The following is a 25,879-nucleotide window of genomic DNA, read 5'->3' as shown; positions in this document are numbered from 1 at the left end:
TTTCCACTCGCCAAAACCCTGTTAATTTATACAGAACAATTGATGATTATATCAGCGTCGTGAGGGATGCCAACCGTGAAATTTCCACGTGCGGCAGAAGACGGCTATCGGAGGCGATCATCAGGTCAGCGTTTTCCGGCTTGATCCAGCAGGCCTGCATCCCGCAGCGGATAGCACCGGCCACATCCGTGGTCAGGTCATCCCCCACGTGCAGAATGTTACCCAGCGGCAGCTTAAGCTTATCTGCCGCCAGATGGTACATGTCACTGAACGGCTTCGCGCGCCCGTGAGGACCCGCACGCAGCACGAACTCAAAATAATCGCTGAGGCCAAACAGCTCCGGCTGAGCATTGCCGTTAGTGATAGCCACCAGCGGCCACTTTTCGGCAAGCTTCGCCAGCGTGTCGTGGGTTTCCTGCGGCACGTCGATACGGCTGCGCCATTTGGCAAAGTTTTCCATGGCCGCTTCCGCCCCGATGGCCGCGTCCTGCGCGCTCAGGCCGGCATTGAGCATCGCCTGCTCAACCGCGCGACGACGCCATTCGGTCACGTCGTGGTAAATGTCCGGCTCGGTTTCCCGCAGGGACTGACGCAGCTTCTGAAAGTCTTTGTTCTGTATCGCCTTCAGCGCGGGATGGTAGTTCTGCACAAACGCCAGAGACTCCTGCTCGGTACGCAGGATCACCTCGCGGTTGTCGTAAAGGGTGTCATCAAGGTCAAACGTCAGGGCTGAGATCTGACCAAGTGGGCGGTAAAAACGCATTATTTCCCCCGTTTGGCGCGTGGATGCGCCGCGTCATACACCGAGGCAAGGTGCTGAAAGTCTAAGTGGGTATAGATTTGTGTAGTCGACAGGTTCGCGTGGCCAAGCAGTTCCTGCACGCCGCGCAGATCGCCGCTCGACTCAAGCATGTGTGTCGCAAAGGAGTGGCGCAGCTTGTGCGGATGCACGTGGCTGTTCAGCCCCTGCTTAATGCCCCACTCCGCAAAGCGCTTCTGCACGTTACGCGCCGAGATCCGCTTGCCGAGCTTCGACAGGAAGAGCGCATCCTCTTCGCTGCCAAACAGCCCGCGCAGGTCAAGCCAGTGCTCAATCCAGGAAACTGCATTGCGGCCAATCGGCAGGCGGCGCTCTTTGCTGCCCTTGCCCATTACCCACACTTCACCGGACTCCAGATCGAGGTGTTTGATATCAAGATTAACCAGCTCTGACAGACGCAGCCCGGCACCGTACATCACCTCCAGCATCGCGCGGTCGCGCACGGCGAGCGGATCGTTAAGGTCGATATCCAGCAGGCGGTTTACGTCGTCAACGTCGATATTTTTAGGCAGATGGCGCGGCGCTTTCGGCGTGGCGATCCCCTTTGCCGGGTTGGCTTTTAAGCCCCCCTGGCTGACCAGCCAGTCGAAGAAACTGCGCAGCGCCGAGAGCCTGAGCGCCAGGCTTGCCGGGCTGAGATTTTTTTTACGGCTACGCACGACGAACCCGCGTACCGTCGCAGCGTCACATTGTTGCCAGCTTTTCAGGCCGATTTCGTCGGCGATCTGCATGATGGCATCAAGCTGACGCTGGTAGTTGAGCAGGGTAATGGGGCTAAGCTGACGCTCCATGCCCAGATAGCGCAGAAAGCGCGAGACGTCAGTGGCGAGCAGTCCGTCCGTCATACGCGCTCAATCCAGCGCTCCAGCAGCTCGGGCAGCATCAGGGCAATCTCCTGCAGCAGGTGCGTGGCCTGCCCCTGCTCATAGTGATGCGCGTCGCGGCTGGTAAATAATATGACGCCCAGATCGCCATCGCGCCCCATCAGCGACATCGCCACCGAGCCAATCGCTTTGGCCTCAGGTAACACCACCAGTAGCTCAGGTCCGTTAAGCGGCCCCAGATAGTGGTGCTCGTGGCCCAGACGCTGAATGCGCAGCGGTTCAAACGCCTGACGGCTCAGCGCCAGATGGGTGAACCCCGACGGCGCGCCGATGCGCCAGCGGTCAGGGAACAGACGAATCGTTGCGCCCGCCAGCCCCAGCTCCCGGGCCCAGCGGTGGAAGCGGCTGAGGAACTCGTCAAGGCTGTGCGCCGACGCCAGACGCGCCTGCAGATGCAGCAGACGATAGAACAGGCTTTCGTTGGTGCTGGCCTGCTCCATCAGCAGCGTCATGTTCTCTTCTAGCTGATTGATGTGGTTGCGCGAGCGCGCCATGTGCCATTCGACCAGCGACACGGTCCCGCGAACCGGATGCGGCACGCGCATCTCTTCGACGACGCGTGCATTGCGAATAAAAAACTCAGGATTGCGCAGCAGATAATCAACAACAGCTCTGTCGTCCAGTTCCGTCACTGTTTCCTGCAGTTCTTCCCCTGGTTGTTTCATAGATGGATAAACCCGTCATAGACATGTGCCGCCGGGCCAGTCATATACAGTGGATGACCCGGTCCTTTCCAGGCGATATCAAGCCGACCGCCCGGTAATTCCACGCGAACCTCTTCTGCCAGTAACCCCTGAGAGATGCCCACGGCCACCGCTGCACAGGCGCCGCTTCCGCAGGCCTGAGTCTCGCCCGCGCCGCGCTCGTAAACCCGCAGGCGAATGTGCTCGCGCTTCACCACCTGCATAAAGCCGATGTTCGCACGCTCCGGGAAACGTTCGTGGCTTTCCAGCACCGGGCCGAGCGTTTCGACCGCGGCGGTTTCCACATCATCAACCTGAATCACGCAGTGTGGGTTACCCATTGAGACGACGCCGCACAATACTGTCTGCTCGGCTGCACGCATAATATAGGTCTTTTCCGCTTTGTTTGCGCGAAACGGCACGACGGAGGGCTCGAAGTTAGGCTCGCCCATGTTCACGCGCACCAGCTCATCATCGGTGACGCTGAGCACCATGCGGCCATTGGCCGTGCTGACGCGAATATCACGCTTGTTGGTCAGCCCTTTCAGGCGGACAAAGCGGGCAAAACAGCGCGCGCCGTTGCCGCACTGGTTAACTTCGCTGCCGTCCGCGTTAAAAATACGGTAGTGAAAATCGAGGTCGGGATCGTACGGTGGCTCGACCACCAGCAGCTGATCGAACCCCACGCCCAGATGCCGATCCGCCAGGCGACGGATCAGTTCCGGGGAGAAAAACACATTCTGCGTTACCGCGTCGACGACCATAAAATCGTTGCCAAGGCCATGCATTTTAGAGAACTGCATCATTTGCTCCATTGCGCGGGTACAGAACGTTGTCGTCAGAGATTAACCTGAGTCGGGCCACCGTTGTCGCCACGATCGTTAGTAGTTGGCGTGGTAGACTCAATGCCGCTGTTAACCGGTTTCGTCGGCGGCGGTGCGGTTTTATCCGCAGGCGGGAAGTACAGTGGTCCCTTCAGTCCGCAGCCAGTCAGGCTAAACAGCGTGATGAGAACGGCAAGCGTTCGGAAAGCGTTTTTCATTATAAAGTTGCCCGTAAGTTCAAATCTGTTTCTATCATCGCAGGAGAAGACACAAAAGCAAGAGTTTGCCGCTTTCCTGCAACGGGAATTATTTAGGGTTATACTGCCGGCATCACGAAAAACAGGAACAAAACCATGAACGACAGTGAATTCCATCGCCTTGCCGACAACCTGTGGATGACCATCGAAGAGCGTCTTGACGACTGGGACGGCGACAGCGATATCGATTGTGAAATCAACGGCGGCATTCTGACCCTGAGCTTCGAAAATGGCAGCAAAATTATTATTAACCGCCAGGAGCCGCTTCACCAGGTGTGGCTGGCCGCGAAACAGGGCGGCTATCATTTCGATCTGAAAGACGGGGAATGGGTTTGCGACCGCAGCGGCGTACCGTTCTGGGATCTGCTGGAACAAGCGGCGACCGCGCAGGCCGGTGAGGAAGTGAGTTTCAGGTAGTTTTGTTGCCGGGTGGCGCTGCGCTACCCGGCGAAAAGCCTCAGGAGAAGTATTGCTGCAACAGCGGCGCGGTGTCCTGATTGGCAGGCGCGGCAGGCGTTACGGCCTGGGTGCGGAACGGGATCACCTGCGTACGACCGTCGACGTTCACAATCTGGTAGAACTGCGGCAGGTTAAAGTTGATAAAGCTTGAGCCGTAGGTGAAACGGTCATGCGAAGAGGAGTAGAAGCGGCTTACGTCGCGCACCAGCTCCTCTTTACTGCCTTCACAGTGGTGATACACCTCGGCGCGGTTGGTTTCATCCAGAATGTAGATGTTGAACCCGGCATCGTCGCCCGACTCTTCAAAGAAGAACTGAATAATCCCTTCGCTGGCGAATCCGTCCACCACCTGCGGGAGCTTAACGTGGTTGGTTTCCACCTGCACCGACAGGCCATGCAGCTTGTTGTGTGAAATCGCGCCGTAGAACTCGATGGCGTTTTCCAGCTTCTGTACCGACACGTTCAGGCGCTCGAAGAACAGGCCCCAGGTCTGACCGGAGACGCGCAGCGCTTTAAAGCGCCCGGTTTCCTGGCGAGTACTGGAGAGACGCAGTTCGATACACTCAGAGACCAGCTGCTGCACGCGGGTACGAATTAAACCGCGCAGGTGCTGGCTGTAGCAGAACACCTCAACGCTATCCGGCGGTGCGGCATCCTGGTGCATCTTGCCGAGAATCGTTTTCAGCGCTTCGATCATTGCCTGCTCACCGTTGAAATGCAGGGTACGCACTTCGTTCCACGAGTTGCGGTACAGCAGATCCACACTGCCTACCAGGCAGTTTTGCTGCTCGCCAAAGCTAAAGACGTCCAGCTTGCGGAAGTCAAAGTGAACCACCTGATTGCGGAAGGCCGCCGTCGGGTCGTATTCCAGGTTGACGATAATTGCCAGATGGCGAATTTCGCACGGGCTGTAGAGCGCTTTTGGCGTTGGGGCAGGCAGACGCAGCGGGAAGTGGTGCGACACATCCGCAACCATCTCCTGCAGCTTAGCGAGATCGACCACCTCGTTGCCTTTGATAAACAGGCGCGTGCGCGAGGTCAGCAGGCCGTTAAACCAGGCCCAGGCCACCAGCTTGTTCAGGTAGCGGTTATACTCCAGCGGCTGATGGCTGATGATTGAGTCCATGCTTGGCGCACGGTTATACAGATACCACCCGGTGCGGTTTGCGCGGCCCGGCGGCACGTAGATAAAGGTCAGATTCGGTTCTGACAGGTCTGGCGAAATCTGCGGGTTAACCAGGGTGACTTTACCCGGCAGCGCTTCAAACGCGGCGTACAGCTTACGGGTTAATACCCCGATATCCTGAGGGCTGGCGGAAACGCTGAGGTTGTTACGGCGCGCAAAGCGGATCAGGTTACGGTAGCTTTGCATCATCGCATCGAGCAGTTCGTTGTGCGCTTCACGCACCTGATCGATTTTCCAGTTGGCCCGGTTGTCGAGCATGGACAGACGCGCTTCGTCCCATCCCCACTCTTTCACTAACTGACTGACCACTTCACGACGCCAGCCCACGCAGGCGCGCTCGCGGCTCAATTTCTCACAGACTTTGAGATAGAAACATCGACGCACCAGGTCAAGACGCGTGGTGTCATCAATGGCTTTCAGGTATTCGGTCACGCGCTCCAGCATCATGCAGTAGGCGTCGAGCCCGAAGGAGACGATCTCCCCGTCGTGCAGACGCTGCTTGATATCTTTCGCCAGCAGGCGCGGCGTGGGGTATTCCCAGGAATAGGCTTCCAGCAGCAGCGTTTTCAGCACCGCTTTGTACGGCGAGTCGATACTCTTATAGAGCTGCCAGAGGCTTGCGCCGAAGTACTCTTCCGCAGACAGAGAGCTGAGACCGCCGAGGTCCAGCCATTCGTTTGGCGTCAGTACACCCTGCGCGTAAAGCGACATGACGTAGTCATCGTAATGCTCTTCTTCTTCGCAAGGGACCATATTCCACAGAATACGCTTCCCGGCCAGACGCACAGCAGTACGGTAAAATTCATCCAGCAGTAAGATGTGCTGAGTCGAGCCGCAGTCCTCACCACCCAGACTGCCGCTTTCATTATGGCGGAAACGGTTTTCATCAATCAGGAAGAAGCTTACTTCCACACCGAGCGAGGCCGCCCAGCTCTCCAGCAGGCTGCACTTGCGCTGCAGCAGCTGACGCTCGTCGTTATCGAGCCAGGACTGATGGCAGACCCAGATGTCCAGGTCCGAAGAACAGCTTTGCCCTACCGATGAGGTGCTCCCCATAGAGTAAACGCCGGTAATCGGCAGTTCACCTTTTGGAGACTCCTGTGGCGGCATGCCGCGGTAGAGTTCCAGTTCGTTGAGGTAATGCTGTTGGGTTTCATCAGGCGTGAAAAGGCAAATGCCCTGGGGAACGTTACCGTCAAGGTAGCCAGGCATTAGCGGATGGTGATAGTGCAATAATGTCGGCAGCAGACTGTATACCTGCTGGAAAGCAGGGCCCATGGCAGCAAGCGCGCGATCCACACGCAGTTGATTAATGGCATCCAGTCTCTGTTTCAGAGTCTCAATATAGAGGTACAAGACGTATCGCCTGATGTTTCCGGGTGTCGCAAGCTATTCAAAACACGAATAACAGCGGACCCGCAGTATTTCAAAAAGATAACCGTTACCCTTTTTCGCCCTTATCATTTTTGGTGGTACCGACGAAAAAATGGTCTAAAACGTGATCAATTTAACACCTTGCCGGTTGACCGTAAAGAAAGATGCGCTACATACAAGTGTAGCACCGTTCTGTACGTGTAAATTCCTGAATACGGCTATGGCTGACGAATACGCCGCCTTGTCCCTCTCACGCTTCATCAACCGTAAAACTGCCATCCCAGAGTCAACAATGTTAGGATGGTTAGCGATTGATAATGACGGTAACAAGCATGTTAGACAATGTTTTGAGAATTGCCACACGCCAAAGCCCCCTCGCGCTCTGGCAGGCACATTATGTGAAGCAGCGCCTTGAAGCCTGCCACAGCGGATTGCGCGTCGAGCTGGTGCCGATGGTCACGCGCGGTGACGTGATCCTCGACACGCCCTTGGCGAAAGTGGGCGGCAAAGGCCTGTTTGTCAAAGAACTGGAACTGGCATTGCTTGAGAACCGCGCCGATATCGCCGTACATTCAATGAAAGACGTGCCCGTCGAGTTCCCGGAAGGGCTGGGGTTGGTGACAATCTGCGAGCGCGAAGATCCGCGCGATGCGTTTGTCTCCAACCGCTATGACTCGCTCGACGCGCTGCCGGAGGGTAGCGTAGTTGGCACGTCCAGTTTACGCCGTCAGTGTCAGCTGGCAGAGCGCCGTCCTGACCTGATCATTCGCTCGCTGCGCGGTAACGTCGGCACGCGTCTGGGCAAACTGGATAACGGCGATTACGATGCCATTATCCTCGCCGTTGCCGGCCTTAAGCGTCTGGGGCTGGAGTCGCGCATTCGCGTGGCATTGCCGCCGGAACTGTCGCTGCCGGCCGTGGGCCAGGGCGCCGTCGGCATCGAGTGCCGTCTGGACGATGCGCGTACCCGCGAACTGCTCGCACCGCTGAACCATGACGAGACCGCTATCCGCGTAAAAGCCGAGCGAGCGATGAATACCCGCCTCGAAGGAGGATGCCAGGTACCGATTGGCAGCTATGCTGAATTAACAGATGGCGAACTGTGGCTGCGTGCGCTGGTGGGCGCCCCTGACGGTTCGCAGATGGTACGCGGCGAACGTCGCGGTAAAGCGCAAGATGCCGAGCAGCTTGGCGTGTCGCTGGCGGAAGAACTGCTGGATAACGGCGCCCGCGAGATTCTGGCTGACGTTTATAATGGAGAGCCCCCTGCATGAGTATTCTTGTCACCCGCCCTTCTCCCGCAGGAGAGCAGTTAGTGAGCCGTCTGCGCACACTGGGGCAGGTGGCCTGGAGTTTTCCGCTCATTGAATTCTCCCCCGGTCGGGAGCTCTCCGCGCTCGCCGACCAGATGAATACCCTTCAGGAAGGCGACCTGCTGTTTGCGCTGTCGCAACATGCGGTGGAATTTGCCCACGCACAGCTGCAACAGCAGGGTTTAGCCTGGCCAGCCGCCCCCCGCTATTTCGCGATTGGCCGCACAACGGCACTGGCGCTGCATACCGTAAGCAGCGCGGACGTTCGTTACCCGTTAGATCGGGAAATCAGCGAAGTCTTGCTACAATTACCTGAATTACAAAACATTGCCGGAAAGCGTGCGCTCATTTTACGCGGTAATGGTGGTCGCGAGCTGCTGGGCGAAACGCTGCGTGAACGTGGTGCAGACGTGACGTTCATTGAGTGCTATCAGCGCTGTGCAAAACACTACGATGGCGCGGAAGAGGCGATGCGCTGGCACGCGCGCGACATTAATACGCTGGTGGTCACCAGCGGTGAAATGTTACAACAGCTTTGGTCGCTGATACCGCTCTGGTATCGCGAAAACTGGTTACTCCGCTGTCGGCTTCTGGTCGTCAGTGAGCGTCTGGCGAACCAGGCCCGGGAACTGGGCTGGCAGGATATTCGGATCGCTGATAACGCCGACAACGATGCGCTGCTGCGCGCATTACAATAACTCTCAAATGGGAAGCCATAATGACGGAACACGACAAATCCTCCGCCGTGGTTGAAGAGACCAGGGAGACTGTGGAAACGACGCCACAGCCAGAGACGACAGAGAAAACCGCTGAGAAGAAAAACGGCAGCAACAAAACGAGCCTCGCGCTGAGCGCGATTGCCATCGCCATTGCGCTGGCAGCAGGGGTTGGCCTGTACGGTCTGGTGAAGCAACAGGGCGCTAGCCAGACGTCCACCAGCGATGCGCTGGTGAATCAGCTCACTGCCCTGCAAAAAGCGCAGGAGACGCAGAAAACCGAGCTGGAAACGGTGATTAAGCAGCAGGCCGCCGCGCTTGCCGAGGCGAACAGCAAACAGGAAGAGCTGACTAAACAGCTGGGCGAAGTGCAGCAGAAAGTCGCCACGATTTCCGGCACCGATGCCAAAACCTGGCTGCTCTCGCAGGCTGACTTCCTGGTGAAGCTCGCCGGACGTAAGCTCTGGAGCGATCAGGACGTCACCACTGCCGCCGCGCTGCTGAAAAGCGCCGATGCGAGCCTGGCAGACATGAACGACCCGAGCCTTATCACCGCGCGTCGCGCGATCACCGAAGACATCGCCAGTCTCTCCGCCGTCTCGCAGGTGGATTACGACGGCATTATCCTCAAGGTGAACCAGCTGTCGAATCAGATTGATAACCTGCAGCTGGCGGATAACAACGACGACGACTCACCGATGGATTCCGACGGTACCGAGCTTTCCAGCTCCCTGAGCGAATGGCGCATAAACCTGCAGAAAAGCTGGCAGAACTTTATGGACAGCTTCATCACTATCCGCCGTCGCGACGAAACCGCCGTGCCGCTGCTGGCGCCGAACCAGGATATCTATCTGCGCGAGAACATTCGTTCCCGCCTGCTGGTGGCGGCTCAGGCCGTGCCGCGTCATCAGGAAGAGACCTACAAACAGGCGCTGGATAACGTCTCAACGTGGGTACGCGCCTACTACAACACCGATGATGCGACGACCACCGCCTTCCTCGAAGACATTGATAAGCTGAGCCAGCAGAACATCACCATGAACGTTCCGGATAAGCTGGCCAGCCAGCCGATTCTGGAGAAGCTGATGCAGACGCGCGTGCGTAACCTGCTGGCGCAGCCGGGCGTGCCGGCAGAGCCGTCGGGCGTAGCGGCTCCGGCTCCGGCGCCTGAAAGCGCACCACAAGGAGAGTAATGATGCTAAAAGTTCTCTTACTCTTCATCCTGCTGATCGCCGGGATCGTGCTGGGGCCCATGCTTGCGGGTCATCAGGGTTACGTCCTGATCCAGACGGATAACTACAACATTGAAACCAGCGTAACCGGCCTGACGATCATTCTGATCCTCGGCGTGGTGGTGCTGTTTGCGATCGAGTGGATCCTGCGCCGCATTTTCCGCACCGGTGCCCACACGCGCGGCTGGTTCGTTGGCCGCAAGCGCCGCCGCGCCCGTAAGCAGACCGAACAGGCGCTGCTTAAGCTTGCCGAGGGTGACTATCAGCAGGTTGAAAAGCTGATGTCGAAAAACGCCGACCATGCCGAACAGCCGGTGGTGAATTATCTGCTCGCAGCCGAAGCGGCGCAGCAGCGCGGTGACGAAGCCCGCGCCAATCAGCATCTGGAGCGGGCGGCTGAGCTGGCTCACGGCGACCCGATTCCTGTAGAAATCACGCGCGTTCGCCTGCAGCTGGCGCGCAATGAAAATCACGCGGCGCGTCACGGTATCGATCGCCTGCTGGAAGTTGCGCCACGTCATCCGGAAGTGCTGCGTCTTGCCGAGCAGGCGTATATTCGTACCGGCGCCTGGGGCTCGCTGCTGGACATCATTCCGTCGATGGCGAAGGCCGAGGTGGGCGACGATGAACATCGTGATGAACTTCAGCGTCTGGCATGGATTGGCCTGATGGATCAGGCGCGCGCCGACCTGGGCAGCGACGGTCTGAAAACGTGGTGGAAGAATCAGAGCCGTAAGACGCGCCAGCAGGTTCCTCTGCAGGTCGCCATGGCGGAACATCTTATTGAATGTGACGATCATGACACGGCTCAGGAGATCCTCCTCGACGGCCTGAAGCGCCAGTATGACGATCGTCTGGTGATGGTGATCCCGCGCCTGAAAACCAATAATCCTGAGCAAATCGAAAAAGTGCTGCGACAGCAGATTAAAGCCGTTGGGGATCGCCCGCTGCTGTGGAGCACGCTCGGTCAATCGCTGATGAAGCACGGCGAATGGCAGGAGGCGAGCCTCGCCTTCCGCGCGGCGCTGAAGCAGCGTCCGGACGCGTTTGACTACGCGTGGCTTGCCGATGCGCTGGACAAACAGCATAAACCGGAAGAGGCAGCCGCCATGCGTCGTGATGGGTTGCTGTTAACGCTGCAAAATAACGGTACGCAGCAGTAAATAAAAAGGGGGCCAGAGGGCCTCCTTTTTTTATCGCCCTTCTCCTGCTACATTCTTTATACACACATCCGCAAACGAACCCGCCAATGTAACGATGTCTTTTCATTAACCTTTTTTCACACACGCGCACATTTTGCAGCGTGGACTAAATCGTTTTTGAAAGGAAATCTCAATGAACTCGCTTTTGCATGCGCTTATTCAGGCGCTGCGCTGCCACCGCTGGCTGCGCCTGCTTGCCTGCGCTTTTATCTTTTCTTCACTGGGGAATGGTTTAACCCAGGTTGTAGTCTTCGGTTTGCTGCTAGCGTGGTCAGCCCCGCCCGCTCTGCTCACTCTCGCTTTTCTTTTCGCTACGGTCCCAGGGTTCATCGGCAGTATCTTCGGCGAAAAGCTGTGCTCGCGCTTTTCACCGATATCCCTGCTGATACTGACCGAGGGGCTGGGCCTGCTCGCCCTGCTCTTTCCCCTGCTTGGCGTGGGTTACCACAGCGTTGCCGCATTGCTCGCCGTGCAATCCACCGAGGCGCTGCTCAGCGGGATGAGCTGGCCCGCGCTGACATTGCTCTTTAAGCGCGGACTTAGCGAAGCGGAGTTGCCCGCTGCAACCTGTCTGGAAAATGTGATTTTTGCTTCTCAGGTGTTGTTAGGGACCGGCCTGGGCGTGGTGCTGTTTCAGAAGACATCCGTGTTTACCCTGCTGGCTATTGATGCTGCGAGCTTTTTTGGGTCACTGTTACTGCTATGGCTGGCTGGGCGCCGGTTTTCTCCAGCACCACATCCCACCGCTTTGGAAAGGGGAGCTTCTGCAACATTACGCTGGCAGGCGTTGACCGTTCGGCAAAAACGCAGCCTGCTCATCCTGCCGGCGCTGGCCGCCGTCGGCTCACCGGCGATGGCGCTTCTTCCGGCACTGGCCCAGCAGCTTCGTCCTCAGGATGCGGCGGGCCTTGCTTTGCCTCTGCTTTTCGCGAGGAGTCTGGGGCAGCTTTGTGGCCCCCTGCTGCTAAAAAAAGAGAGCCTGACGCGCGTTGCGGCCCACACGCCGCGAATAATCGTTTGCCTGAGCATCTTTCTGGCCGCTTACGGCATTCTGCCGCTTTTGTCCGGGTGGACGGTATGTGCGCTGGGGATGATCTTTATCGCGCATCTGGCCTCGAATGTTCTCTTCGCAGCAGGCACGTTTGGCGTGCTCAGCAGTTTTCCTCTCACGCAAACCGCTTCGGCCAGCGGTAAAGCCTGGCGCTGGCAAACGCTCAGCGCCTCTCTTTTCACCGGCATTGCAGCGGCGGTGGCTTCAGGGTTTGGCTCAGTACAGGCGCTCTATGCTGTCTCTGCATCGGCCTTGCTGATGGTTGCCCTGATCATGCGCCTTTATCGGGAATAAGGCATAAAAAAACGCCTGCTATAAAAGCAGGCGTTAAAACAGGTCTGTAAGACAACATATTTGGTGCTTCACTCAACGTTGTGTCCATGGTGTCTGATGAGGCCGAAGCGACATCTGTCAGTGGACGATAAGCACCGTAAATGGCTCTGCGTCATTCCTGAGTTTATGAGGCACTAAGGCGAACATAAGAGATGGAATGAGCATCTACACGCATATTATTGCACGTAACGTGCCAACATGACACCCAGAACTTTTACATGACGCAACATTTTAAGATAAAAGGAAATTAAGCTGCTATGCGCCGTCTTAGGCTCTACAACGTATCGGTAAAAGGCGGCAATATGTCGCCAGGAGGAGACAGCAAAACCAATAAATAGTTATTTGTTTAATTTTCAATGCATTGTATGTCGCTGGATTGCGACAAAGAAAAAGGGCGCTGTCGGGGCATTACTACAGGGGTGAGAAGCCGCAGAAAACAAAAAACCCCGCCGAAGCGGGGTTCAAAATTGGTCGGCGAGAGAGGATTCGAACCTCCGACCCACTGGTCCCAAACCAGTTGCGCTACCAAGCTGCGCTACTCGCCGATGTACTGCTTTTTGAATTTTTAGTTCAATTCATTTAAAAAGTCGTGGTGCGAGGGGGGGGACTCGAACCCCCACATCCAAAGGACACTAACACCTGAAGCTAGCGCGTCTACCAATTCCGCCACCTTCGCAATTCACAACTCTTTCAAATAATGGGGTGGCTAATGGGATTCGAACCCACGACAACTGGAATCACAATCCAGGGCTCTACCAACTGAGCTATAGCCACCACTGTATTCTTTCACGCGGTACTGACTACTTCTCAGACCACCGCAGCTCTAGCACCGGGTTAATGGTGCGCCCGACAGGATTCGAACCTGAGACCTCTGCCTCCGGAGGGCAGCGCTCTATCCAGCTGAGCTACGGGCGCTTAGCGCCGTTGCGGGGCTGGATATTACGTACCTCCGTCCCCGCTGTCTAGTGCTTTTTTGAAAAAAATGCGCGTTTGGTTATGGTTTGCACATTTTGCCGCTTATTCCTCCACTTTATGCGTGGTGGCGCGGCGACCCAGACCAAAAAGCTTATATGCGGCCGTCACAGCCGCCAGGAAGATCATCCCGACAAACAGCGACATGCGGGTATCTTCATTAAAGTACATGCCGATTAATACGCAAATCAGGAACGCCATCGTCAAATAGTTCGCATAGGGGAACAGAATTGAGCGGAACGGATGGCTTTCGATCGCTTTTTTATGCGCATGGCGGAAACGTAGCTGGCTGATGAGGATAACGAACCACGGCACCATGCCCGGCAGTACGCTGGCGCTGTAGACGTAAACGAACACGCGCTGCGGGTTAGGAATGATGTAATTCAGGCAAGAGCCAATCAGCAGGATTACAATGGAGACCGCCACACCCGCCACCGGTACGCCGGCACGTGAGACTTTACTCATTGCTGCAGGCAGCTGGTTATTCTTCGAAAGCGCATAGAGCATACGCCCGCAGCTGTACATCCCGCTGTTACAGCCTGACAGCGCTGCCGTCAGGACCACAAAGTTGATGATACCCGCCGCCGCCGTGATACCAATTTTGGCAAAGGTTAATACAAACGGGCTACCCGTCGTGCCAATTTCGTTCCACGGGAAGATGGTCACGATGACGAAGATCGCGCCCACATAGAAAATCAGGATGCGCCACAGCACTTTGCCCACCGCGCTACGCAGCGTGACCTGCGGGTTTTTCGCTTCACCGGCGGTAATACCGATCAGCTCCACGCCCTGATACGAGGCCACAACGATACACAGCGCCGTCAGGAAGCCCTTCCAGCCGCCGGCAAAGAAGCCGCCGTTTTCGGTCAGGTTGCCAAAACCGATAGCGTGCCCACCGTTGCCAAAGCCGAAGAAAATCACGCCCAGGCCGACGACAATCATCACGATAATCGTGGTGACTTTGATCATTGCGAACCAGAACTCAATTTCACCGTAAAGGCGCACGGCTGCCAGGTTTGCCAGCGCCACCAGCCCCACGGCAATGAGCGCGGGTATCCACTGGACCATGTCCGGGAACCAGAACTGGACGTAGACCCCTATCGCGGTGATCTCTGAGATGCCCACCGCCATCCACATAAACCAGTATGACCAGGCCGTCAGGTAGCCGAAGAACGGGCTCATATAGCGATGCGCGTAAACGGCGAAAGAGCCGGTTACCGGCTCCAGGAAGAGCATTTCGCCCATGGAACGCATAATGAAGAAAACAAACAGCCCGGCGATAATATACGCCAGTAATACGGAAGGGCCTGCCCATTTGAGCGTGCTTGCGGAGCCCATAAACAGGCCCACGCCGATAGTGCCGCCCAGCGCTATCAGTTCAATATGACGAGCTTCCAGCCCACGCTGTAGCTCCGGTTGTTTCTCTGCCATAGATCCTCGATTGTGTTTGCTGTTTCCCGGCTTAATACCGGGTATTGTTTTTTAGGGGTACTAAAATACGGAGCGAATGGTTTCCTAAAATCTGCCAAATGGCAAACGATGCATTAAAAAAATGAATGCATTGCACAGATTATCAGCAGTTTTGCAGGCGAGTTGCAGCGCGAATAGCATATCGCGCTACATTTTGATTACATTTTGCCGGTGTAATGCCAGGCGAGGTAGCGAAGCAGACGGATCTGTCGTTTAATGCGCGTCGGTTGCGATAGCAGGCGGTACAGCCACTCCAGCCCCAGATTTTGCCAGACCTTAGGCGCACGCTTAACGTGGCCGGTAAAGACGTCGTACGTGCCGCCGACGCCCATGTAGAGGGCATCAGGACAGACCAGACGGCAGTCGCGCATCAGGATCTCCTGACGCGGGGAGCCCATCGCCACGGTGACAATTTTCGCCCCGCTGTCACGAACGCGCTCAAACAGAGCCTGTCGATCTTCCGGTTTGAAGTAACCATCCTGGCTGCCGACAATATTAACATTCCATTGACGACGCAGTTTCTCCTCCGTCTGGGCCAGTATCTCCGGCTTTCCGCCAATCAGGAACACGGGCGTACCCTGCACACCGGCGCGGGCCATAAGCTGCTCCCAGAGATCGGCCCCCGCCACGCGGGATACATTAGCGTCAGGATACTTTTTACGGATAGAGCGGACCACGCTGATCCCGTCCGCGTATTTGAATTCAGCCGCTTCAATCAGGCTTTTGACTTCCGCATTATCCTCAACCGCCAGCATTTTTTCCGCGTTGATGGCCACCAGCGTACCGGATTTCATCTGGCCGTCGGCGAACAGAAAGTCCAGCGCGTGCTGCATGTCGCGCCAGCCAATAAGCTGCAGGCCACGTAGCGCATAGCGCGGTGCAGAAATTTTATCAGTCATTACTATCCTTACTCAGACTTGCGACAGCGTTGTGCTGCCCTGCCGCTCGCGCTTGTGCACGAGCCCTGCGCTGTCAAACAGCCAGTACAACAGTTTGGCGAGCAACAGGCAGAGGCCGAAAACGACCATGAAGAACACCACGCGCGACACGAACGAGTCCAGCCCTTCGCGCGCCAGAACGATCATATTGAAAATGGCACCAAAGCAGAAACTGTGCAAAATGGCGGCTTTATAGCGGTTGGTCTCTTCGTTGCCGCGCAGGTAAAGCCAGTCGAACCACTTGATAATCAGCCCCACGGCAACCGCCCCGGGCAGAATGAACCACGCCCCCCCCATCACCACCAGGGAACCAATCAGCGTCGGCGAGATTGCCAGACCGGAATGGTTGTTCAGCACTTCCCAGGTAAAGTAATTTGCCGTGTTAAGCACCACGTCAGGCCGGTCCGGCCATAGCCAGGAAGGGATAAAGACGTAGAAGTCGCGAACAATCGGCGCCAGCCCCTGGAAATCAATCTTGTCGTAGTTTTGCAGCAGCAACGCCAGGTTTTCCCACGGCGAGAAGGTATCGCGCGTCAGGTAGAGGAATGTGTAAAACGCCTCATCGCCCGCCACGTTCATCCCGTAGCGCTTCAGCGCCAGCCAGAACATCCCAACAATGCCAAACACGCCTGCCGCAACCAGCATCCACAGCGAGATCCAGCCGCGGATGATGCCGATAAACAGGAAGATGGCGAAGGCGATGATAATGTTCGCGCGCGTGCCGCCCACAATCATGTAGGTCAGAATGCCAAACGCGACGGTACTGACCAGGAAAAACAGCCACGCTTTGCTGTCCTGGCGCAGGAAAAAGACCACCAGCATCGCCGGGATGAAGAAGTAGAAGAAACGCTTAAGCGCCACGCCCGAGACTTCGGCCGAAAAAATCTGGCTATAGGAGTGGAGCTTAAACAGCAGAAAGCCGTTGTGCATGAAGAAGATACCGACGCTGACCAGGGCGATGGTCATCAGCATCACCCACGTCAGGTGGGTCTCAACCCGATTCATGGTAAAAAGCGGCCGACGCGGGGCAGCAGCCTGCGCTGAACGCAGACGCGTTTTATAGGTGACGTAGTAGACCGCATAGAAGCAGGTCGCCGCCAGAAGCGCCTGGAGCAGGATTTCCGGCGGCGCAACGCTCACGTCAAAACGGAAGACCAGAATGCTGGTCAGCGGGAAGCCGAAAAAGAATGTCAGCAGAAACAGTAACGAGAAGAAAACGTTAAAGTTGAAGCGCACCCGGCGGAATTCAAACCAGGTAAGCGTGGCGATAAACAGGGCGCTCAGAAGCCAGACAACCAGTAAGCCGCTGAATTGCAACTGACTCATGCTTTGTCTCCTGAAGCGATACGCAGCGCGCGGTGCCACGGCGTGAGGTAGTTCGGGCTGAAAAAATCGATGCTATTTTTGTCCACCAGCGTGAGCTGCCGTTGGGCTTCCCGTACCACCTCAACATTCAGCGTGTCTGAGGTAAACAGCACCGGAATATGCTGCTCGGCCATATCCTGCCAGAACGGGTTGTCGCGGTTGAGCACGCACGGTACACCAGCCTGGATCAGCAGACACAGCGTGCCAATTCCCTGCTGTCGGGCAAAGATGAAATAGCCGAGATCGCATTTTCTCAGCAGCGCAAGATAGTCATCAAATTCCAGCTTATTGCTGAGAATGTGCAGATTTTCTGCACTAAACAGCGCAAGTCCCTGCTGGCGAACCTCAGCAATATAGGCGTCGTTGTTGGCGGGATAGCCCATCGGCACCACCACGTTCACCGTGTCGCCAAACTGCTGATGCACCGCCTTGAGCGCCGCGACGTGTTCGTTACTGCGATCGCCGGAATTCCCCACCAGGATCGTCAGCTTGCCTTCACGCACCGCGTCATTCGCCATGGCGTTCAGGGCCGGATCCATGCGGGTTGGGAAATAGAGCAGTTCTCCGCGCACGTTCGGGTGCTGTTTAGCAAAATAGTTGAGATCGCCGCGGGTGGCAAACACACAGCCCACGCGCCCCTGCGCCATGCGCCGCAGCGGATAGAAAAGACGGAATTTCCAGCCGCGGGAGACTTCGTAGAGATCGGCTCCCCAGATATGCCAGCTGCACTGGGAGGGTTTAATCCCCCCGCTGAGCAGTGCCAGCCACAGGCCGGTATTGAACTGCCCGTGGAAAAAGAAACGTTGCTTACGATCCGCTTTGGCTCTGGCAACGACCGCCTTCGCCAGCGCGGCCTTATCCGGCCAGAAGCGAATCGTCAGTGCCGGAAACGCCTCGCTCAGGCCCTTATCCTGACCTGCAACCATAAACTCACGCGCATCAGGATTACCCGATGCCAGCTCGTCGTTGAAGAACCGCAAAACGGTCTGGTTATGGTGTGGGATATCCGATCCCAGGATGTGAATCAGTGCAGTCATGCGCGTTTACGCCACAATAAAAATACGCCGCAACAGGCAGCGAAATAAACGATATAGGTTGCCATGTAGGCCTGAGCCGCACCCAGCGCACCGTGCGCGGGTATCAGCCAGTGTGAAAATGCTGTCAGTAACGCAAACTGGCTAATTTCCGCCAGGATATACAGCCGCAGGGACGCTTTTGCAATCACCAGATAGCCAAAAACGTAAGCACCCACTTTCAGCACATCACCCACCAGCTGCCAGGCAAAGAGATCGCGCATGGCGGTGAACTTCGCCGAGAACAGCAGCCAGATAGCGACATCGCGCAGTAACCAGACGGTAAAGCTGGCCGCCGCGACTGCCGGCAGCACAAAGCGCAGCGATCGGAAAATCTCACGCGTGATTTCCTGTCTGGATGCCAATCGCGATAAGGTTGGCAGCAGGTAAACGCTAAAGGAAGCCGTAATAAACTGGAGATAAGCGTCGGAAATACTGCTTACGCCCTGCCAGATCCCCACTTCATCCCAGCTATAATGCGCCGCCAGCAGGTTTCGCATCATCACGTAGGCTACCGGCAGCGTGACGGAGGTGATGAGCGCCATCAGGGTAAATTTGCCCAGCTGGCTGGCAAGCATCGTGTCCCATTGCGGTTTCAGGTAGCTCAAAGGGATGACGCCCCGACGCATCAGCATCAATGCCGCAGGCACAACCACCAGGGCCGGGACCAGCGCAAGCCCCAGCAGCGCGCCTTCATAGCCGCCCAGGCGATAGCAGAAGTAATAGGCAATCACGCCGATGACGCTACCCAGGATTAAGGCAAGCGCGTTTCCGGCGGCATCACGAAAACCTTTCATCAGCGCCAGCAGCAGGTTTGCCCAGGCAATGCCCATCTGAACCAACGCGACCAGACGCACCAGTCCCTGATAATGGGTGTGCCCGAACAATCCCTGGCTGATGGGCGCCGCTGCCAGCAGAAAGACAATCGCCATCAGGGTCGAAAAACCCGTGACCATCGCCGAAGAGGTGCCCACCACCCTGCGCAGCTGAGCCGCATCATCGTGATACTGCGCAACGTATTTGGTAACGCCGTTGAAAATACCGGCACCGGCCAGCACCCCAAGGACGGTAACGAGCTGGCGGAAATTACCCGCCAGCCCCACGCCAGAGGGGCCAAAAGAGACGGCCAGCAGCTTGACGACCAGCAGCCCGGCGCCAATTTTTACAAGCGTGGACGCGGCGGTCCACACCGATGCTTTTGCCAGAGACATATCAGCCGAAATAACTCAGAAGGGTATTAATCACCGTACGCTGGTTAACAGGCGCGAGGTTGTAAAACAGTGGCAGGCGAAGCAAACGCTCACTTTCTTTCGTGGTGTAACGGTCTTCACCCGCGAACGTGCCAAACGCTTCGCCGGCCGGGCTGGAGTGCAGCGGGATGTAGTGGAACACCGCCATAATTTCGGCCTCTTTCAGCCAGGCGATAAGCGCGCTGCGATCGTCGTTATCGCGCAGCTTGATGTAGAACATATGCGCGTTGTGGACGCAATCCGCTGGGATGGTCGGCAGCTCAATACGCCCGGCTTTGGCCAGCGGCTCAAGCGCATCGTAATACGTTTGCCACAGGGAAAGACGCTGAAGGTTGATACGTTCCGCCGCTTCCAGCTGCGCCCACAGGTACGCCGCCTGCAGATCCGCCATCAGATAGCTGGAGCCGATATCGCGCCAGGTGTATTTGTCTACCTGACCCCGGAAGAACTGGCTGCGGTTGGTGCCTTTTTCGCGGATCACTTCCGCACGCTCCACGAGAGCCCGGTCGTTAATCAGCGTCGCGCCACCTTCTCCGCCCGCCGTGTAGTTTTTGGTTTCGTGGAAGCTAAAGCAGCCTATGTGGCCGATAGTGCCCAGCGCGCGTCCCTTGTAGGTGGACATCACGCCCTGCGCGGCATCTTCCACCACGAACAGATTATGTTTTTTGGCGATGGCCATGATGGTGTCCATTTCACAGGCCACACCCGCGTAGTGAACCGGCACGATCGCGCGCGTTTTGTCAGTGATCGCCGCTTCAATCAGCGTCTCATCAATGTTCATGGTATCCGGGCGGATATCCACAAAGACGATTTTCGCTCCGCGCAGGACAAAGGCGTTCGCCGTGGAAACGAAGGTATAGCTCGGCATAATCACTTCATCACCGGGCTGGATATCCAGCAACAGTGCCGCCATTTCCAGCGATGCCGTACAGGACGGGGTCAGCAGCACTTTGGCGCTGCGAAAACGCTGTTCCATCCACTGCTGACAGCGTCGGGTGAAACCGCCGTCACCACAGAGTTTGCCGCTGCCCATAGCAGACTGCATATAGTCGAGTTCAGTTCCGACAACGGGTGGTGCGTTAAATGGAATCATCTTGTCACCTGTATAACCAGTAGGCGGTGGCGTCGATGTTGGCACCACTCGCAATATAACGTTTAAGCGCGGCTGTGTTGCCCAGTTGGGTCGCGACCCGCAGCGTCACAAGCTGTTGCTGCTGAGCCCAGTGCAGCGCCGCCTGCATGAGTTTTTCACCCATGCCGCGCCCGGCTAATAAGCCGATACGCGCCTCGCGCTCGTTGAGCTTACGCAGCGAGACGAACCCCTGGATTTGACCGTCCCCTGCACGGAAAACCAGGCAGACGTGGTCAAATGTGCCTTTGACCGCATTCTCTATCCACTGGGCATAGAAACGTCCGCTATCGTCAGGTGCATACCAGGGCGCACGAAAGCGACTCTGTGCAAATGCCTGGGCCGCCATCTGACGCAGCACGGGGATGTCCAGTTCGTTTGCAATTTCCGCGCCGGATGCATCGTGCCGGGTAAGGGTAATGGAAAGGTCTACCTCACCTTCAACCAGCTGAAAGCCGTGTTGCTGGAGCGCGTCAAGCAGATCGGCGCGCTCCGCCGGGATCTTAGCCTGCACCCGTTGCCAGGCGATAAAATCCGGTTCAGCCAGCACCGACGCGTCATCGCGCAGACGCACGATGGCCGACGGCAGGCCGAAAAAGGCACTCTCCCACTGCAGGGACTCGAGCACCCCATTCAGGCTATTCAACGCCAGACACCTTTGGTATCAACAATATACTGCTGACGAACGGCATCGCCGGACGTCGCTTTAAACTCTTTATGATCCACCAGCAGCACCAGCACGTCCGCCGTCGCCAGCGCGTCGTCCAGCGCCGTTAGCGTGCAGTGCCCCGCCAGTTTTGCCGGCAATTCATGGATATTCGGCTCAACCACCAGCGTTTCACCCTTGTGCCATTCGGCAATCATCTCGGCAATTTCCATCGCCGGGCTTTCACGCAGATCGTCAATATTGGGTTTGAATGCCAGACCAAAGCAGGCAATTCTCAGCTCGCTGGCGCGCTTGCCGCTCTCTGCCAGGCAATCCGCTACCGTCGCTTTAACCTGGTTGAGCACCCAGTGAGGCTTGCTGTCGTTCACTTCACGCGCGGTGCGAATCAGACGCGCCTGCGCCGGATTTTGCGCCACGATAAACCACGGATCGACGGCGATACAGTGTCCGCCCACGCCCGGGCCTGGCTGAAGAATGTTCACGCGCGGATGGCGATTCGCCAGGCTAATCAGCTCCCAGACGTTAATCCCCTGATCGGCACAGATCAGCGACAGTTCGTTCGCAAAGGCGATATTGACGTCGCGGAAGCTGTTTTCCGTCAGCTTGCACATCTCGGCGGTGCGAGAGTTGGTCACCACGCACTCACCTTCCAGGAAAATCTTGTACAGCGCGCTGGCACGTTCGGAACAGACGGGCGTCATACCGCCAATGACGCGGTCGTTTTTAATCAGTTCGACCATCACCTGGCCCGGCAGCACGCGCTCCGGACAGTAGGCGATGTTGATATCCGCCTGCTCACCCGCCTGCTGCGGGAAGCTTAAGTCAGGACGCGCGTCGGCCAGCCACCGTGCCATCTGCTCGGTAGCGCCGACCGGAGAGGTCGATTCCAGAATCACCAACGCCCCTTTCTTCAGCACAGGGGCTATAGATTTTGCCGCCGCCTCGACGAACGCCATGTCGGGCTCGTGGTCGCCTTTAAATGGAGTGGGGACGGCAATCAGGTAGGCATCCGCTTCAACTGGCGTCGTGCTGGCACGCAGGAAGCCCCCCTCCACCGCCTCTTTCACCACGCGGTCAAGATCGGGCTCCACAATATGAATCTCGCCACGGTTAATGGTTTCTACCGCCCGTGCGTTGATATCCACACCGACAACCTGTTTCTGACGAGAGGCAAACGCGGCCGCAGTAGGCAAGCCAATGTAGCCAAGACCAATGACAGAGATGGTAGTAAAACTCATAGCGATACCCGATTGTGTTTAAGTGCATGCAAAATACGGCCACAAGCCTGCCCGTCTCCGTAAGGATTATGGGCCCGGCTCATCGCCTGATACGCTTCATCGTCATGCAGCAGGCGCGTGACCTCTTCGACGATGAGCTGCGCGTTGGTGCCGACCAGCCGCACCGTACCGGCTTTAACGGCTTCCGGACGTTCGGTCGTTTCACGCATCACCAGCACCGGTTTGCCGAGGGATGGCGCTTCTTCCTGAATTCCCCCGGAATCGGTGAGGATAAGCCAGGCGTGGTTCATCAGCCAGACAAACGGCATATAGTCCTGAGGTTCAATCAGAAGGACATTGTCGACATGGCCCAGGATCCGGTTAACCGGCTCGCTGACGTTAGGGTTAAGGTGTACTGGATAGACAATTTGCACATCGTCGTTATGCGCGGCGATTTCAGCCAGCGCGTGACAGATTTGCTCAAAACCCCGGCCAAAGCTTTCGCGACGGTGGCCAGTAACCAGAATAGTTTTTTTGCCGTTGTGGAGAAACGGATAGCGGGCAGCGAGCTCTTTCTTGAGATCGTCGTTTGCGAGGACGCGGTCACGTACCCAAATTAAAGCATCGATGACCGTATTGCCGGTCACAAAGATTTTGTTATCGGCGATATTTTCACGCAGCAGGTTCTGACGCGAGTTTTCAGTTGGCGCAAAGTGGTACATCGCCAGATGGCCCGTTAACGTGCGGTTGGCCTCCTCCGGCCACGGCGAATAGAGATTGCCGGTACGCAGACCCGCCTCAACATGCCCCACGGGAATCCGTTGATAAAACGCGGCCAGGCTGGTCGCCACGGTTGTGGTTGTGTCACCGTGTACCAGCACCACGTCAGGCTTAAATGACTCCAGGATCGGCTTTAGCTCTTGCAGAATGCGACAGGTTATCTCCGTTAATCCTTGCCCCGGCTTCATAATATTAAGGTCATAATCCGGGACGATGGAGAAGAGCGTTAAAACCTGATCGAGCATCTCACGGTGCTGGGCAGTGACGCACACTTTCGCATCAATATCGGGATCGCAGGCCAGCGCATGAACCAGAGGTGCCATCTTAATGGCCTCCGGCCTGGTGCCAAATACGGTTAGTACTTTCACATCGATTCTCTTCGATTAGGCGATGAAGGCCGCAGCCTTCATCGTAGACGGCGTTCTTAGTTTTTGCGACGACGCGTTAACGCCACGCCAGCGCCCGTCAGTGCGCCTACAATCCCCCACATAATCATCAGGAATGCACGACGCGGGCTATCGCGTTTTACAGGTTCTTCAGGCGTTCGCAAATAACGATAGGTCTGAAAACGCGGGTCCAGGGATGGACCTACATTAAGCGTATTGAGCATCGCGCGATTTTGATCGTAATCGAGGTCAAAATCAGGACCGACGGCCTTCAGGTTTTCCAGACGCGCCTGCAGCATAGGGCGACCAAGAAGGAACATTTCAGAGTCAGGCAGCTCATCGGCGGGCACGTCCGTCTCAGTACGGGAAATATTGTGCTGCTCCGCAATTTTCAGCGCCTGCTCAATGTTATGCACGCGGCGACCGAAAATGGTATTCGCCACCTCTTCCTGACGTTTCACCTGGGCTTTCATCTGGATGGTGCGGGCAGCCCAGGCGCCTTTAAGCTCTTCGTTAAGATGGCTTGCGGCACGCTGGCTGGCAAACGCGACGTACTGACGCAACAGGTTGTTGGCATCCGGCGCGGTTTCTGCAATCAGCTTGACGCTGTCATTCACGTTACGCAGCGCGTCGCCCGGCATAAACTGAATATTGTTAATCAGATCGTCCAGCAGGGCGGCGTCGGCTTTTGTATTATCAACCCGGCGCTGCTTGTAGTAATCCGTCTGGGACCAGAAATCGCGTCGGGTATCCCACGAAGCCAGCTGCATTACAAACTCTTTATAGGCTTCATCCATAACGGAAGCCTGGTCTGGCGTTGCAAGACTGGCTTTGATATCCAGGTTACGCAGGAATTGCTGCTGGGAATAGTATCCCCCGAGCATGTTAACCGTTGGCTTGTCTGTAATTGCCGTGGCGCTCCACTCTTGTTTTGCAAAGAACGTATAGGCCAGCGCTAACAGTGCAAACCCCAGCGCGATCCCCGCAATCCAAAGTTTGCCTGCCCATAACACGCGAAACAAACCCCGAATATCCAGTTCATTCTCAGTTACCACTGATTTCGCTCCCGCCAACGGTTGAGTCATCATAGTCCCGGTTTTACTTAGTTAATGTTGTGTTTTTGCCACTGTTACGACGCATCCGGCGTTTAAGACGTTTAATAAATCGCGCCACTTTCCATGCGCGTTTAATGCAGTAGCCGTACAGGAAAAATGCCAGCAAGAATAATGCCAACATAACCCACTCAGGAATAATATGGGAATATTCTGCAGCTACACCAATCGCGGCTAAAATAGCGGCGGCCAGAGTAATCAGCACAAACGCCTGACGAGAAGTAAAACCCGCACGCATGATGAGATGATGAATGTGTTGGCGGTCAGGAGAGAAAGGACTCATTCCTTTGCGCAGGCGGCGATACATAATCGCCACCATATCCATTAATGGAATCGCGATAATCCACAGCGCGGTTACGGGACTTATCGGATGGGTTTGACCCTGTGTGGTTTCAAGCAGGATCCAGATAACCGTAAAACCAATCAACGTGCTGCCCGCGTCACCCATAAAGACTTTATAGCGACGGCCCAGCACTCCGAGGTTTAAGAGGATATAAGGCAGAATGGCGGCAATCATGGCAAAACACCACATTGCCAGACTGTACTGGCCATCAAACCATAAAATAATGCCGATAGCGGCAAACGAGACGGATGACAACCCACCGAGCAGGCCGTCAATGCCATCCACCATGTTGAAAGCATTGATTGCCGCCCAGACGGCAAAGAGTGTCAGGAAGAAGCCAAATGGACCCAGGACTAACTCCCAGGGGCCAAATACATAGCCGAGGCTTCGCAGATACAGTCCGCCCACAACCATCATCACCACGCCAATGGCCGCCTGAACGGTCGCGCGTATTTTCACCGCGATATCGAACCGGTCATCAAGAGCCCCGACCAACACCAGGACACCGGCGCAGGCAATGTAGAGGGCGGCATGCGGAATATAATAGTCGGCAATTCCAAACGTGAAGCAAATCCCTGCGTATACAGAAATCCCGCCGACTAAAGGAATAAGTCCCTGATGACGTTTACGAAAATTCGGCTTATCCACCAACCCTATTCGTTTTGCCACCTTTCGCGCAATGAACAAAAAACAGGTTGTGAATAAAAAAATACTGATCAGTTCAGTAACGGCGGTGAATAGATTCACAATGGATTGCTCTCAACAAATGTTAGTCCCGGAAGTATAACCATGAAGCTACAGCCTCAGAAGTAATAAAGATGGCTTCTCACCACTTCCTTTGTA

The 25,879-nt window shown here is 56.3% G+C and carries 23 protein-coding genes and 4 tRNA genes; 6 read left to right on the top strand and 21 right to left on the bottom strand.

The window, feature by feature from the left end:
• Positions 1–46 precede the first annotated feature (46 nt).
• Genes yigB through lptM form a run of 5 tightly spaced genes read right to left on the bottom strand, consistent with a single transcriptional unit; the run spans position 47 to position 3,429 of the window.
• Positions 47–763, bottom strand: a complete 717-nt coding sequence (gene yigB, locus ACOTZB_RS21835) for a 5-amino-6-(5-phospho-D-ribitylamino)uracil phosphatase YigB (RefSeq protein ID WP_421628503.1) — start codon at positions 761–763, stop codon at positions 47–49.
• The gene (gene xerC / locus ACOTZB_RS21830) at positions 763–1,665 is read right to left on the bottom strand and encodes a tyrosine recombinase XerC (RefSeq protein ID WP_348559425.1); all 903 of its coding nucleotides are present in this window, start codon (positions 1,663–1,665) and stop codon (positions 763–765) included. Before xerC ends, yigB begins: the two co-directional genes overlap by 1 nt.
• On the bottom strand, positions 1,662–2,369 hold the full coding sequence (locus ACOTZB_RS21825; RefSeq protein WP_126331078.1) for a DUF484 domain-containing protein: 708 nt from the start codon (positions 2,367–2,369) through the stop codon (positions 1,662–1,664). Before ACOTZB_RS21825 ends, xerC begins: the two co-directional genes overlap by 4 nt.
• Positions 2,366–3,190 (bottom strand): diaminopimelate epimerase, encoded by an 825-nt coding sequence (dapF, locus tag ACOTZB_RS21820; protein ID WP_008501545.1) that lies wholly within the window; start codon positions 3,188–3,190, stop codon positions 2,366–2,368. Before dapF ends, ACOTZB_RS21825 begins: the two co-directional genes overlap by 4 nt.
• Positions 3,191–3,225: 35 nt before the next feature.
• Positions 3,226–3,429: an LPS translocon maturation chaperone LptM gene (gene lptM / locus ACOTZB_RS21815; RefSeq protein WP_214577588.1), complete on the bottom strand. Its 204-nt coding sequence runs from the start codon at positions 3,427–3,429 to the stop codon at positions 3,226–3,228.
• A gap of 135 nt (positions 3,430–3,564) precedes the next feature.
• On the opposite strand from lptM, the gene cyaY reads away from it, so the two are divergent.
• The gene (gene cyaY, locus ACOTZB_RS21810) at positions 3,565–3,885 is read left to right on the top strand and encodes an iron donor protein CyaY (protein WP_402517819.1); all 321 of its coding nucleotides are present in this window, start codon (positions 3,565–3,567) and stop codon (positions 3,883–3,885) included.
• A gap of 40 nt (positions 3,886–3,925) precedes the next feature.
• Here cyaY and cyaA read toward each other — a convergent pair whose 3' ends face one another.
• Positions 3,926–6,469, bottom strand: coding sequence for a class I adenylate cyclase (gene cyaA / locus ACOTZB_RS21805; RefSeq protein WP_023309629.1), 2,544 nt, complete (start codon positions 6,467–6,469; stop codon positions 3,926–3,928).
• Between the two features lie 350 nt (positions 6,470–6,819).
• On the opposite strand from cyaA, the gene hemC reads away from it, so the two are divergent.
• The 5 genes from hemC (at position 6,820) to ACOTZB_RS21780 (ending at position 12,295) form a co-directional block, all read left to right on the top strand.
• Entirely contained in the window at positions 6,820–7,761 is a 942-nt protein-coding gene (gene hemC / locus ACOTZB_RS21800) for a hydroxymethylbilane synthase (RefSeq protein ID WP_047652218.1), read from the top strand.
• On the top strand, positions 7,758–8,498 hold the full coding sequence (hemD, locus tag ACOTZB_RS21795) for a uroporphyrinogen-III synthase (RefSeq protein ID WP_421628502.1): 741 nt from the start codon (positions 7,758–7,760) through the stop codon (positions 8,496–8,498). Before hemC ends, hemD begins: the two co-directional genes overlap by 4 nt.
• A 20-nt stretch (positions 8,499–8,518) precedes the next feature.
• On the top strand, positions 8,519–9,709 hold the full coding sequence (gene hemX, locus ACOTZB_RS21790; RefSeq protein ID WP_421628501.1) for a uroporphyrinogen-III C-methyltransferase: 1,191 nt from the start codon (positions 8,519–8,521) through the stop codon (positions 9,707–9,709).
• A 2-nt stretch (positions 9,710–9,711) separates the two neighbouring features.
• On the top strand, positions 9,712–10,911 hold the full coding sequence (gene hemY / locus ACOTZB_RS21785; protein ID WP_257833590.1) for a protoheme IX biogenesis protein HemY: 1,200 nt from the start codon (positions 9,712–9,714) through the stop codon (positions 10,909–10,911).
• 172 nt (positions 10,912–11,083) lie between these two features.
• Positions 11,084–12,295 carry an MFS transporter gene (locus ACOTZB_RS21780; RefSeq protein ID WP_193805303.1) on the top strand — a complete coding sequence of 404 codons (1,212 nt, stop codon included), beginning with the start codon at positions 11,084–11,086 and terminating at the stop codon, positions 12,293–12,295.
• 507 nt (positions 12,296–12,802) lie between these two features.
• Here ACOTZB_RS21780 and ACOTZB_RS21775 read toward each other — a convergent pair.
• From ACOTZB_RS21775 to wecA, 15 genes are all read right to left on the bottom strand, one after another.
• Positions 12,803–12,879 (bottom strand) — tRNA-Pro (locus ACOTZB_RS21775).
• A 45-nt stretch (positions 12,880–12,924) separates the two neighbouring features.
• Positions 12,925–13,010: transfer RNA gene (locus tag ACOTZB_RS21770), tRNA-Leu, on the bottom strand.
• Positions 13,011–13,032: 22 nt separating this feature from the next.
• Positions 13,033–13,108: transfer RNA gene (locus tag ACOTZB_RS21765), tRNA-His, on the bottom strand.
• 64 nt (positions 13,109–13,172) lie between these two features.
• Positions 13,173–13,249 (bottom strand) — tRNA-Arg (locus ACOTZB_RS21760).
• A gap of 102 nt (positions 13,250–13,351) precedes the next feature.
• Positions 13,352–14,737, bottom strand: coding sequence for a bifunctional threonine/serine APC transporter ThrP (gene thrP / locus ACOTZB_RS21755; protein WP_047652213.1), 1,386 nt, complete (start codon positions 14,735–14,737; stop codon positions 13,352–13,354).
• A 197-nt stretch (positions 14,738–14,934) separates the two neighbouring features.
• Complete coding sequence (gene wecG / locus ACOTZB_RS21750) at positions 14,935–15,675, bottom strand: lipopolysaccharide N-acetylmannosaminouronosyltransferase (RefSeq protein ID WP_421628500.1); 741 nt, start codon at positions 15,673–15,675, stop codon at positions 14,935–14,937.
• A gap of 12 nt (positions 15,676–15,687) precedes the next feature.
• A complete protein-coding gene (gene wzyE / locus ACOTZB_RS21745) occupies positions 15,688–17,040 on the bottom strand; it encodes an ECA oligosaccharide polymerase (protein ID WP_193805306.1) in 1,353 nt (450 codons plus the stop codon).
• On the bottom strand, positions 17,037–18,116 hold the full coding sequence (locus ACOTZB_RS21740) for a TDP-N-acetylfucosamine:lipid II N-acetylfucosaminyltransferase (RefSeq protein ID WP_193805307.1): 1,080 nt from the start codon (positions 18,114–18,116) through the stop codon (positions 17,037–17,039). Before ACOTZB_RS21740 ends, wzyE begins: the two co-directional genes overlap by 4 nt.
• Positions 18,113–19,363: a lipid III flippase WzxE gene (gene wzxE / locus ACOTZB_RS21735; RefSeq protein WP_193805308.1), complete on the bottom strand. Its 1,251-nt coding sequence runs from the start codon at positions 19,361–19,363 to the stop codon at positions 18,113–18,115. The genes ACOTZB_RS21740 and wzxE overlap by 4 nt, the downstream gene beginning before the upstream one ends.
• Position 19,364: 1 nt before the next feature.
• On the bottom strand, positions 19,365–20,495 hold the full coding sequence (gene rffA / locus ACOTZB_RS21730; RefSeq protein ID WP_047652209.1) for a dTDP-4-amino-4,6-dideoxygalactose transaminase: 1,131 nt from the start codon (positions 20,493–20,495) through the stop codon (positions 19,365–19,367).
• 4 nt (positions 20,496–20,499) lie between these two features.
• Positions 20,500–21,177 (bottom strand): dTDP-4-amino-4,6-dideoxy-D-galactose acyltransferase, encoded by a 678-nt coding sequence (rffC, locus tag ACOTZB_RS21725; RefSeq protein ID WP_193805309.1) that lies wholly within the window; start codon positions 21,175–21,177, stop codon positions 20,500–20,502.
• Positions 21,174–22,436: a UDP-N-acetyl-D-mannosamine dehydrogenase gene (gene wecC, locus ACOTZB_RS21720; RefSeq protein ID WP_421628499.1), complete on the bottom strand. Its 1,263-nt coding sequence runs from the start codon at positions 22,434–22,436 to the stop codon at positions 21,174–21,176. Before wecC ends, rffC begins: the two co-directional genes overlap by 4 nt.
• Complete coding sequence (gene wecB, locus ACOTZB_RS21715; RefSeq protein WP_421628498.1) at positions 22,433–23,563, bottom strand: non-hydrolyzing UDP-N-acetylglucosamine 2-epimerase; 1,131 nt, start codon at positions 23,561–23,563, stop codon at positions 22,433–22,435. The genes wecC and wecB overlap by 4 nt, the downstream gene beginning before the upstream one ends.
• A 56-nt stretch (positions 23,564–23,619) precedes the next feature.
• Positions 23,620–24,666, bottom strand: a complete 1,047-nt coding sequence (gene wzzE, locus ACOTZB_RS21710; protein WP_047652205.1) for an ECA polysaccharide chain length modulation protein — start codon at positions 24,664–24,666, stop codon at positions 23,620–23,622.
• 13 nt (positions 24,667–24,679) lie between these two features.
• Complete coding sequence (gene wecA, locus ACOTZB_RS21705) at positions 24,680–25,783, bottom strand: UDP-N-acetylglucosamine--undecaprenyl-phosphate N-acetylglucosaminephosphotransferase (RefSeq protein WP_023309645.1); 1,104 nt, start codon at positions 25,781–25,783, stop codon at positions 24,680–24,682.
• Positions 25,784–25,879 lie beyond the last annotated feature (96 nt).

The sequence above is a fragment of the Enterobacter cloacae complex sp. SHL020 genome, assembly GCF_049236945.1.
Taxonomy (GTDB): domain Bacteria; phylum Pseudomonadota; class Gammaproteobacteria; order Enterobacterales; family Enterobacteriaceae; genus Enterobacter; species Enterobacter dykesii.
This window is presented reverse-complemented; position numbering and strand designations above follow the sequence as displayed.